The sequence below is a fragment of the Streptococcus mitis genome, assembly GCF_005144795.1.
Classification (GTDB): Bacteria; Bacillota; Bacilli; order Lactobacillales; family Streptococcaceae; genus Streptococcus; species Streptococcus mitis_BB.
This window is the reverse complement of sequence record NZ_SWFJ01000012.1, coordinates 50217-61947: the sequence shown is the minus strand read 5'-3', so window position 1 is coordinate 61947 and position 11731 is coordinate 50217. Positions and strand designations below refer to the sequence as shown.

9 protein-coding genes and 1 pseudogene are annotated in these 11731 nt (G+C 41.1%); 8 read left to right on the top strand and 2 right to left on the bottom strand.

Annotated elements, in window-relative coordinates:
• A partial coding sequence (locus FBF73_RS08785) for an accessory Sec-dependent serine-rich glycoprotein adhesin (RefSeq protein WP_136937580.1) occupies window positions 1-3629 on the bottom strand: 3629 nt, incomplete at its 3' end.
• Window positions 3630-4392: 763 nt separating this feature from the next.
• Window positions 4393-5937, bottom strand: a complete 1545-nt coding sequence (locus FBF73_RS08780; protein ID WP_136937579.1) for a peptide chain release factor 3 — start codon at window positions 5935-5937, stop codon at window positions 4393-4395.
• Between the two features lie 212 nt (window positions 5938-6149).
• Between FBF73_RS08780 and gatC the strand changes: the two genes are divergently transcribed.
• From gatC to nusB, 8 genes and pseudogenes are all read left to right on the top strand, one after another.
• Window positions 6150-6452 carry an Asp-tRNA(Asn)/Glu-tRNA(Gln) amidotransferase subunit GatC gene (gene gatC, locus FBF73_RS08775; protein WP_124788344.1) on the top strand — a complete coding sequence of 101 codons (303 nt, stop codon included), beginning with the start codon at window positions 6150-6152 and terminating at the stop codon, window positions 6450-6452.
• Window positions 6452-7918, top strand: a complete 1467-nt coding sequence (gatA, locus tag FBF73_RS08770) for an Asp-tRNA(Asn)/Glu-tRNA(Gln) amidotransferase subunit GatA (RefSeq protein ID WP_124788343.1) — start codon at window positions 6452-6454, stop codon at window positions 7916-7918. Before gatC ends, gatA begins: the two co-directional genes overlap by 1 nt.
• Entirely contained in the window at window positions 7918-9363 is a 1446-nt protein-coding gene (gene gatB / locus FBF73_RS08765; RefSeq protein WP_136937578.1) for an Asp-tRNA(Asn)/Glu-tRNA(Gln) amidotransferase subunit GatB, read from the top strand. Before gatA ends, gatB begins: the two co-directional genes overlap by 1 nt.
• A 43-nt stretch (window positions 9364-9406) precedes the next feature.
• The gene (locus tag FBF73_RS08760) at window positions 9407-9802 is read left to right on the top strand and encodes a hypothetical protein (RefSeq protein WP_136937577.1); all 396 of its coding nucleotides are present in this window, start codon (window positions 9407-9409) and stop codon (window positions 9800-9802) included.
• A 108-nt stretch (window positions 9803-9910) separates the two neighbouring features.
• Window positions 9911-10204: pseudogene (locus tag FBF73_RS08755) on the top strand (glutamyl-tRNA amidotransferase); the annotation flags it as partial.
• A gap of 131 nt (window positions 10205-10335) precedes the next feature.
• Window positions 10336-10896 carry an elongation factor P gene (gene efp / locus FBF73_RS08750; RefSeq protein ID WP_000568643.1) on the top strand — a complete coding sequence of 187 codons (561 nt, stop codon included), beginning with the start codon at window positions 10336-10338 and terminating at the stop codon, window positions 10894-10896.
• 21 nt (window positions 10897-10917) lie between these two features.
• Entirely contained in the window at window positions 10918-11307 is a 390-nt protein-coding gene (locus FBF73_RS08745) for an Asp23/Gls24 family envelope stress response protein (RefSeq protein WP_136937575.1), read from the top strand.
• Window positions 11300-11722 carry a transcription antitermination factor NusB gene (gene nusB / locus FBF73_RS08740; RefSeq protein WP_136937574.1) on the top strand — a complete coding sequence of 141 codons (423 nt, stop codon included), beginning with the start codon at window positions 11300-11302 and terminating at the stop codon, window positions 11720-11722. The genes FBF73_RS08745 and nusB overlap by 8 nt, the downstream gene beginning before the upstream one ends.
• Window positions 11723-11731 lie beyond the last annotated feature (9 nt).

Genomic DNA, 11731 nt, shown 5'->3' with positions numbered 1-11731 from the left:
GCTGATGTACTTGCTGATGTGCTTGCTGATGTACTTGCACTTGTTGAAGCCGACGTACTTGCTGACGTGCTAGCCGATGTACTTGCACTTGTTGAAGCTGACGTACTTGCTGATGTGCTTGCTGACGTGCTTGCGCTCGTTGAAGCTGACGTGCTTGCTGATGTACTTGCACTTGTTGAAGCTGACGTACTTGCTGATGTGCTTGAACTTGTTGAAGCTGATGTACTTGCACTTGTTGAAGCTGACGTACTTGCGCTTGTTGACGCTGAAGCTGAAGCGCTAGTGCTTGCTGAAGCTGAAGCGCTAGTGCTTGCTGAAGCTGAGGCACTCGTACTCAAGGAACTAGATTTACTTCTAAAATCACTATCAGAAAGCTTTACAGTCACAGAATCAGTTGTTTCATCTTTATAACGAACTGTTACTGCCCCAGATTCACTTACAACAATTTCTTTAATCCGATTTTGTTCCAGAGGATTCAATCTTGTTATTTCAGCAATGATAGAATTTTTCTCTGTTGAATTTAAGCTTGTTAGATTCTCCACTTGGAAAGTTTTTGTAGGAACAACCGGAGTCATAATATCCGCAAGCCGTCCCTGTCTAATACGCACATTCCCAGGTCCACTTCCCAAAGCAGGAGTATTCCCCGCCTTATCCTCAGCTACAGCATTTCGTTGCCATTTATTCTTATCACTATGAGATAAATTTTCATCCATATTCCCACTCACAACAATCGTAGCTGGATGAGTATCTGTGGCAACTATCTCTCCATTAGAATCACGCAAAGCTGGAACTGGATTTGTTGTTCCAAATTTATCATTTTCAAAATAATTCTTATTCGTTAGAGGTTGATTTCTGTCGGCCTGTGAAGCAATATAAAAACTACGTAACTTACCTTTGTTGTCTTTAGCCTTGAAAGTTATTTCAAATTTATCACCTGCATAAATATCGTAAGCTTCTTCCCCCCCCTTGCGAGTAGGTTGGATTGGTTGCCCATTACGAGTCACAACAGTCTCATAAGTAGGCATAACTTGATCTAAAGTCAGATTAGCTGGAACTGTATCACTACTTCCATCTCGGTAAGTAATCGTAATCTGACCATTTTCAGAAACCGTAACATTGCCTGATTGATTATTTTTACTATAATCTGTATGCTTGATTATAGCACTATTTTTAGAAAGGAAGTTTCTCTTGACTTCATCCCTCTCTTCTGGTGTTAGGTGGGACTTATCACTTACTAGAACAGAATCTCCACTAACTGGATTTTGACGTTCAGCAAACGGACGTTTTTCTGTCAACGCTGTTACTACATCTGTACTTTGATCAAGATAAGTAACCGTAACCTGTCCAGACTTTGAAACTTCTACACTACCTGTCTGACTATTTTTCTTAAAGTCAGGATGGTTTAGTATGCCAGCATTTTTACTCTCAAAATTCTTCTTAACTGCTGCAATCTCTTCCGCGGTAAGATTATCTGGCTCAAATACTCGAACTTTATCTCCACTTACTGGATTTTGGCGTTCTGTAAACGGACGATGATCTAAAGAGGCATTTACGACATCAGTTGTCCCATCTCGATAAGTAACTGTTATTCTACCAGTGTTATCTACCGTATATGAGCCTGTCTGACTCCCCTTCTTATAATCACTATGCTCTAGAAGACTTCTATTTTTTTCCTCAAATTTATTTTTTACTTCTTGAATTTCATCTGCAGTTAAATTGCTAGTATCAAATGCACGAACAGTGTCCCCACTTATTGGATTTTGACGTTCATTAAATCCTCTAATCGTAACTGTAATCTCTTGATTTTGCTGTAGTCTATCTGGACTAATAGCTCCAAAAAGATATCTATATGTTTTCCCGACCTGAGCAGAAGCATTTCCATTACCAACAACACCAGAAATCCTACCTTGAACATTTTCAGCATTCAAATTTGATTGATTCATGCCTAGTCCACTGAGAGATACCCCTGGAACTGGATCATCTGATATTTTATTCCAGTAGGCAATCCTAGCACTTTTGTTAGGGGCAGACATTGTAATAGTATCAACAATGACATCATCGTTAAATACTGATAAACGATCATTATCAACTGTAATGACAGGTCTGTTAGAAGCGTTTGGACGAGAGTTATTCACATTATTTCGAGATGATACAGACACAGAATGAATCTGAGAATAATTACCACTGGTATTTTGACTGATAGGTTCCGAACTGGTCCCAACTTGTATTTTTGTTCCTTGTCCATTTGTATTAGGATCTAGCTTAGCTGTCACTAAAACTGTACCATTCAAATTACGACTAGATCCATGTCTGTAATTAAATACGATCTCAGAACCATTCTGGTAGGAAATAGGCATACTAACACCATTAAAAGTAGCACTCTGAATATGCGCTCCTCTACCAGCTTCTACTTTGACACCAATATTATGTAATGCACTCCAAGCATTGATATCAATTTTCCATATTGCTGTCCTAGATTTTTCATCAAACTCTGTTGAAGTTACATTAGAGGATAAATTTGAATTCTGTGTTGCAAAACCTCTAAATTCACTTCCAGCCTTCATCACCTTCCCATTACGGGCATCACGCGCACCTGATTGCGCTCTTAAAACAGCATTGACAATAGAATTACGAGCCAAGGTAGCTTTTTGCACCACCGCTGTCCAGTCACTCGTTGGATCTGCCAAAGCTTTTTCAATGGCTGTCACTGCTGCATTTACCTTAGTAATTGCAGAATCAGTGTTTGGCAAACCAGCAGCTTTCGCTAAGTATTCACCCATTTCAGCTGAAAGCTTGGTTAACTTTTTACGATTTTCTTCATTTTTCTTTACAGAAGCTTCTACAGATGACAAGGTTGCAGCTGTCGCACCAACTAAACTTGTTGTATCTGAATTCGTTTTAACAACGTTTGACTCAATAGCAGCAGGCTTCAAAATTGATGAATCAATCTTGTCAACCTTTGATTCGTTTTGAGTCGACACTGTCTTCTCATCTTGAATTTCAGATACAGTTTTTTCTGAGGAAGCTCCTACAGATGTTGACACACTACTTGTTTGGCTAGTAGATTGACTCAAACTAGTTGACATACTAGCAGAATCTGAAGCACTAGCACTGGCTGAATATGAAGTGCTAGCCGAGGCACTAACTGACATACTAGTGGAAATACTAGTTGAGGTGTTAGCTAAGGTGCTAGTAGAAGTCGATTCCGAAATCGAAGCGCTTTCACTCACAGAGGTAGATAAGCTAGCAGAATTTTCCGAGTTACTTAGAGATGTCGTACCCAAAACTGCTGTATCATTTGTAACCAAAAGGTCTGGATTTTCCAGTGTTTTTTCCACGGCTACTGTTTCATTTGCAAATACTTTTGTTTGAGTAGCAACACTACCACCTAAAACTGCCCCTGTGGCGGCAAGTCCCTTGATAATATCCAGACCTGTAATAGAAGGATTCACTTTATCCTCTACTACTTCAGTCATGACTTGAGTAGTATCTACACCACCCCGCAAGACCTTGAATAAACCAAAAAGAGAGGTTGAAGCTCTCAACCAATGTTTACCTGATTTAATTAACTTATAACGTGTCACACGGTCTGTCTCTCTATAACGACCATTCTGACGTCTAAAAAACATATTTTACTCCTTATCATCCACGCCAAAATACATACTATGGCCCATTTAGTCATACATTTAAAGTATACTTTAAATGCAAACGACTGTCAATTATTTTAATATATTTTTTTATATGATACCTCAAACTTATTTATATATACTTGTCCCAAGACAACATTTAATATATATAATTTTGAATATACTCAAAAATCTATTGCATTACTTAATGCAAACATACACGATTAATACTAAAAATACAAAAACATAAATAATTTAATTTCTATTTCTCAAAACAAAAAACTCATGAACGAATAACATCCATGAACTATGACGAGTTAATGAGGTTCGTAGCTCGGGCAATTTCTAACTGTTACGACAAAAAAAGCCCACGAATCGATGCCATTCGTGAACTTTGCCTAGTGAAGTGTTTAACCAAGTTACATATAAAATTAGCATTAGTTACTTAAATTGTTATACTATCAAATGAATTTACTGAACTACGACAAGGAGTTTAGCAAATCGATTCCATTTGTAAAACTCAGTTAGTGAGGCAGTTAGCTAGTTCGCTTCCTTACCATTACGACGGAAAAGTCCTAGAATCGATAATATTCGTGGATTTTTGTTTAGGTAAGCCACCATAGCGGTTTACAATTTTTACATTACGACACGAAGAGGCGAAAACGATTATTTTTCGCCGATGAGTTAGTAAGGCAGGTAGCTAAACCGCAAAATAGCGGCTAGCGTCCAACAATTAGGAACTTCAGTTCCAATTGTTGGTACTGAGTTACATCTTCTCTTCCAACTCTACATCTGGATACTTATCTGCAAACCAGCGGAGTGCAAAGTCATTTTCAAAGAGGAAAACTGGTTGGTCAAAACGGTCTTTGGCCAAGATATTTCGACTTGACGACATCCGTTCATCCAAGTCCTCAGGCTTGATCCAACGAACAGTTTTTTTACCCATTGGGCTCATAACGACTTCCGCATTGTACTCGCCTTCCATACGGTGCTTAAAGACTTCAAACTGAAGTTGACCCACAGCCCCTAGCATGTACTCACCTGTTTGGTAATTCTTATAAAGCTGAACAGCTCCTTCTTGCACCAATTGTTCAATTCCCTTGTGGAAGGATTTTTGTTTCATGACATTCTTGGCAGAAACTTTCATGAAAATTTCAGGAGTAAAGGTTGGCAGGGGTTCAAACTCAAACTTGTTTTTTCCAACTGTCAAGGTATCCCCAACCTGATAAGTACCTGTATCGTAAACCCCGATAATATCACCTGCCACGGCATTGGTCACATTCTCACGACTTTCCGCCATAAACTGAGTCACATTCGACAGTTTAGCACCCTTACCAGTACGAGGTAGGTTGACACTCATGCCACGCTCAAATTCTCCTGATACGATACGGACAAAGGCAATACGGTCACGGTGACGAGGATCCATGTTGGCTTGGATTTTAAAGACAAATCCTGAGAAATCCTTGTCATAAGGATCCACAATTTCACCATCTATTTTCTTGTGTCCATGTGGTTCTGGAGCAAACTTAAGGAAAGTCTCAAGGAAGGTCTGCACACCAAAGTTAGTAAGGGCTGAACCGAAGAAGACTGGTGTCAATTCTCCAGCAAGGATTGCTTCCTCTGAAAACTCATTTCCAGCTTCATTTAAAAGCTCAATATCATCTTTGACTTGCTCGTAGAAAGGATTGCTACCAAAAAGCTTGTCCCCATCTTCTAGACTGGCAAAACGCTCATCCCCCTTGTAGAGCTCCAATCGTTCGTTATAGAGGTCATATAAGCCTTCAAAAGCTTTCCCCATCCCAATTGGCCAGTTCATCGGATAGCTCGCAATACCTAGAACTTCTTCCAATTCTTGCAAGAGATCCAGCGGCTCACGACCATCACGGTCTAGCTTGTTCATAAAGGTGAAGACTGGAATACCACGGTGTTTGACAACTTCAAACAATTTCTTGGTTTGAGCCTCGATACCCTTTGCAGAGTCCACAACCATAACAGCAGCGTCCACCGCCATCAAGGTACGATAGGTATCTTCTGAAAAGTCCTCATGCCCTGGGGTGTCGAGGATATTGACGCGCTTGCCGTCGTAGTCAAACTGCATAACAGATGATGTCACCGAAATCCCACGTTGCTTCTCGATATCCATCCAGTCAGACTTGGCAAAAGTCCCTGTTTTCTTTCCTTTTACAGTACCAGCCTCACGAATCTCGCCCCCAAAATAGAGCAACTGCTCAGTGATGGTTGTTTTCCCCGCGTCCGGGTGGGAGATGATGGCAAAGGTACGACGTTTCTTAATTTCTTCTTGAATATTCATAAGTTCTCTTTCTTTGATTCTCTATTTTTCTTGTTTCGATAGCTAAGAATGATTTTTACATTGGATTTTACCATTCCTTTCAACACTCCATTATATCGGATTTTAGCAATTTTTTCAATTTCTATTTCTTTTCACTTATCCCTCCCTTATTTATAGGAAAATATGGTAAAATAGAACAGACTAAAAATCATCATTTCACGAAAGGATGCAAGATGAAAATTACGCAAGAAGAGGTAACACACGTTGCCAATCTTTCAAAATTAAGATTCTCTGAAGAAGAAACTGCTGCCTTTGCGACTACCTTGTCTAAGATTGTAGACATGGTTGAATTGCTGGGCGAAGTTGACACAACTGGTGTTGCACCAACTACGACCATGGCTGACCGCAAGACTGTACTCCGCCCTGATGTGGCCGAAAAAGGAACTGACCGTGATCGCCTGTTTAAAAACGTACCTGAAAAAGACAACTACTATATCAAGGTACCAGCTATCCTAGACGATGGAGGAGATGCCTAATGACTTTCAACAATAAAACCATTGAAGACTTGCACGATCTCCTTGTTTCTAAGGAAATTTCTGCAACTGAATTGACCCAAGCTACGCTTGAAGATATCAAGTCTCGCGAGACAGCTATTAACGCTTTTGTTACCATCGCTGAGGAGCAAGCTCTTGCTCAAGCTAAAGCTATTGATGAAACTGGAATTGACGCTGATAATGTCCTTTCAGGAATTCCACTTGCTGTTAAAGACAACATCTCTACAGACGGTATTCTCACAACTGCTGCCTCAAAAATGCTCTACAACTACGAGCCAATCTTTGATGCGACAGCTGTGTCAAATGCTAAATCAAAAGGTATGATTGTCGTTGGAAAAACCAACATGGACGAATTTGCCATGGGTGGTTCAGGTGAAACTTCTTACTATGGTGCCACTAAAAATGCTTGGGACCACAGCAAGGTTCCTGGTGGCTCGTCTAGTGGTTCTGCCGCAGCTGTAGCTTCTGGGCAAGTCCGCTTGTCACTTGGTTCTGATACCGGTGGTTCCATCCGCCAACCTGCTGCCTTCAACGGGATTGTTGGTCTCAAACCAACCTACGGAACGGTTTCTCGTTTCGGTCTCATTGCCTTTGGTAGCTCATTAGACCAGATTGGACCTTTTGCTCCTACCGTTAAGGAAAATGCCCTCTTGCTCAATGCTATTGCCAGCGAAGATGCCAAAGACTCTACTTCGGCTCCTGTCCGTATTGACGACTTTACTTCAAAAATCGGTCAAGACATCAAGGGCATGAAAATCGCTTTGCCTAAAGAATATCTTGGCGAAGGAATTGACCCAGAGGTTAAAGAAACCATCCTGAATGCGGCCAAACATTTTGAAAAACTTGGCGCTATCGTTGAGGAAGTCAGCCTTCCTCACTCTAAATACGGTGTGGCCGTTTACTACATTATCGCTTCATCTGAAGCTTCATCAAACTTGCAACGCTTTGACGGTATCCGTTACGGCTACCGCGCAGAAGATGCAACCAACCTTGATGAAATCTATGTAAACAGCCGTAGCCAAGGTTTTGGTGAAGAAGTGAAACGTCGTATCATGCTGGGTACTTTCAGCCTTTCATCAGGTTACTACGATGCCTACTACAAGAAAGCTGGTCAGGTTCGTACCCTCATCATTCAAGATTTCGAAAAAGTCTTCGCGGATTACGACTTGATTTTGGGTCCAACTGCTCCAAGTGTTGCCTATGACTTGGATTCTCTCAACCACGATCCAGTTGCTATGTACTTAGCTGACCTCTTGACCATCCCAGTCAACTTAGCTGGTCTGCCAGGAATTTCGATTCCTGCTGGATTCTCTCAAGGTCTACCTGTCGGTCTGCAATTGATTGGTCCTAAGTACTCAGAAGAAACCATTTACCAAGCTGCTGCTGCCTTTGAAGCAACAACAGACTACCACAAACAACAACCCGTGATTTTTGGAGGTGACAACTAATGAACTTTGAAACAGTCATTGGACTTGAAGTCCACGTAGAGCTCAACACCAATTCAAAAATCTTCTCACCTACTTCTGCCCACTTCGGAAATGACCAAAACGCCAACACTAACGTGATTGACTGGTCCTTCCCAGGAGTTCTGCCAGTTCTCAATAAAGGTGTTGTTGATGCAGGTATCAAGGCAGCTCTTGCCCTCAACATGGACATCCACAAAAAGATGCACTTTGACCGCAAAAACTACTTCTACCCTGATAATCCCAAAGCCTACCAAATTTCTCAGTTTGATGAGCCAATCGGTTATAACGGTTGGATTGAAGTCGATCTAGAAGACGGTACAACTAAGAAAATCGGTATCGAACGTGCCCACCTAGAAGAAGACGCTGGTAAAAACACCCACGGTACAGATGGCTATTCTTATGTTGACCTCAACCGCCAAGGGGTGCCATTGATTGAGATTGTATCTGAAGCTGACATGCGTTCTCCTGAAGAAGCCTACGCTTACCTAACAGCCCTCAAGGAAGTTATCCAGTATGCTGGTATTTCTGACGTTAAGATGGAAGAAGGTTCTATGCGTGTGGATGCCAATATCTCCCTTCGCCCTTATGGTCAAGAAAAATTCGGTACCAAAACTGAGTTGAAGAACCTCAACTCCTTCTCAAACGTTCGCAAAGGTCTTGAATACGAAGTTCAACGTCAAGCTGAAATCCTTCGCTCAGGTGGTCAAATCCGCCAAGAAACACGTCGTTACGATGAGGCTAACAAAGCAACCATCCTCATGCGTGTCAAGGAAGGTGCTGCAGACTACCGCTACTTCCCAGAGCCAGACTTACCTCTCTTTGAAATTTCAGATGAGTGGATTGAGGAAATGCGTACTGAATTGCCAGAGTTTCCAAAAGAACGCCGTGCGCGTTATGTATCTGACCTTGGCTTGTCAGACTACGATGCTAGCCAGTTGACTGCAAATAAAGTCACTTCTGACTTCTTTGAAAAAGCTGTTGCCCTAGGTGGCGACGCCAAACAAGTCTCTAACTGGCTCCAAGGTGAAGTCGCTCAATTCTTGAATGCTGAAGGCAAGACACTGGAACAAATCGAACTAACACCAGAAAACTTGGTGGAAATGATTGCCATCATCGAAGACGGCACCATCTCTTCTAAGATTGCCAAGAAAGTCTTTGTCCACCTAGCTAAAAATGGCGGTGGAGCGCGTGAATACGTGGAAAAAGCAGGTATGGTCCAAATCTCAGATCCAGCTGTCTTGATTCCAATTATCCACCAAGTCTTTGCAGATAACGAAGCCGCAGTTGCCGACTTCAAGTCAGGCAAACGGAATGCAGACAAGGCCTTTACAGGATTCCTTATGAAAGCAACCAAAGGCCAAGCCAACCCACAAGTTGCTCTTAAACTCCTTGCTCAAGAATTAGCGAAGTTGAAAGAAGATGAATAACAGACTTTTTATATACCTTTTTCTATTTTAGAAAGAAGAAAAAATGAACAAATTTTTACGATTGCTATTTGTTTTAGTCATCATCGCTATGCTAGGCGCTTCTATACTGCAAATTTTCTTTCCATCATACATGGGAAGTCACTCCGGGTACGGAATCTCTGCTGGTTGGCAACGAGAAATTGGAATATGGAACCTAGCTGTATTGATTCTTATTCTCGGTGTCAATATTAAGTATGATTGGTTCTATCTACGAATCGTGCTTCTCGCTCTCATCTTCGGTGGGATTGGAATAGGAACAAATCACTTAGTCAATTTTATGGAGTATCATTCTCCTGTAAATGCTATCGGTGCTTTCGAAAATTACTTGCTAGCGACGGGGTGGATTGTAGGGTGGCTCATTGAAAATCATTCCATAAAGAAGATAACTGCTAGTAAATAACGACAAGTATATCTTAGATGATTTTTAAAGGTTATAATATAGTTTAATAATCATTCAAATTAAGAGATCTACCTTTTCAATAGCCTCAATCCCATATCCTTCTTGAAGAGCCCAGCTACGACCAAGAAAGTCTTTGTCCACCTAGCTAAAAATGGCGGAGGCGCGCGTGAATACGTGGAAAAAGCAGGCATGGTTCAAATCTCAGATCCAGATATCTTGATTCCAATTATCCACCAAGTCTTTGCGGATAACGCAGCCGCAGTTGCCGACTTCAAGTCAGGGAAACGTAACGCAGATAAGGCCTTTACAGGATTCCTGATGAAAGCAACCAAAGGCCAAGCCAACCCACAAGTGGCCCTTAAACTCCTTGCCCAGGAATTAGCGAAGTTGAAAGAAGATTAACACGTAAAAGAAACCAGCCCTGAGGTTGGTTTTTTTCGCTCCTACCATCTCCCAATAACTATTTTGGCTTTATTTCCAGAAGATTTTATGGTAGAATGAAGAGTAATAATATTTATTAAAGAGGTAAAAACATGATTGAAGCAAGCAAATTGAAAGCTGGTATGACATTTGAAACTGCAGACGGAAAATTGATCCGCGTTTTGGAAGCTAGCCACCACAAACCAGGTAAAGGGAACACGATTATGCGTATGAAATTGCGTGATGTCCGTACTGGTTCTACATTTGACACAAGCTACCGTCCAGAAGAAAAATTCGAACAAGCTATTATCGAAACTGTTCCAGCTCAATACTTGTACAAAATGGATGAAACTGCCTACTTCATGAACACTGAAACTTACGACCAATACGAAATCCCAGTCGTAAATGTTGAAAATGAATTGCTTTACATCCTTGAAAACTCTGATGTGAAAATTCAATTCTACGGAACTGAAGTAATCGGTGTAACTGTACCAACTACTGTTGAATTGACAGTCGCTGAAACACAACCATCTATCAAAGGTGCTACTGTTACAGGTTCTGGTAAACCAGCAACTATGGAAACTGGACTTGTTGTCAACGTTCCCGACTTCATCGAAGCTGGACAAAAATTGATCATCAACACTGCAGAAGGAACTTACGTTTCTCGTGCCTAATCTCTAGAAAGAGGTCATTCTATGGGAATTGAAGAACAATTTGGCGAAATCGTTATCGCTCCACGTGTACTTGAAAAAATCATTGCTATCGCAACTGCTAAAGTTGAGGGTGTCCACTCATTTTCAAATAAATCCGTATCTGATACCCTATCAAAATTTTCTCTAGGTCGTGGCGTTTATCTTAAAAATATCGAAGAAGAGCTGACAGCTGATATCTATCTCTATATTGAGTACGGTGTGAAGGTACCAAAAGTTGCTCTTGCTATTCAAAAAGCAGTCAAAGACGCTGTCCGTGATATGTCTGATGTGGAACTTTCTGCTGTTAACATCCATGTTGCAGGAATCGTTCCAGATAAAACACCAAAACCTGAGTTGAAAGATCTATTTAACGAGGACTTCCTCAATGACTAGTCCATTATTAGAATCTAGACGTGAACTTCGTAAATGCGCTTTTCAAACCCTCATGAGCCTTGAATTCGGGACAGATGTGGAAACAGCTTGTCACTTTGCCTACACGCATGACCGTGAAGATGCAGATGTGCAAATTCCTGCCTTTCTTCTGAACTTGGTTTCTGGCGTTCAAGCTCAAAAAGACGAATTGGATAAACAAATCAACCAGCACCTCAAGTCAGGCTGGACAGTTGAACGCTTGACCTTGGTCGAAAAAAACTTACTACGCTTGGGAATCTTTGAAATCACATCATTTGATACACCTCAGCTGGTAGCAGTCAATGAAGCCATTGAACTTGCTAAGAATTTTTCAGATCAAAAATCAGCCCGCTTTATCAACGGACTGCTTAGTCAATTTGTAACAGAAGAACAGTAAACAGAAAAA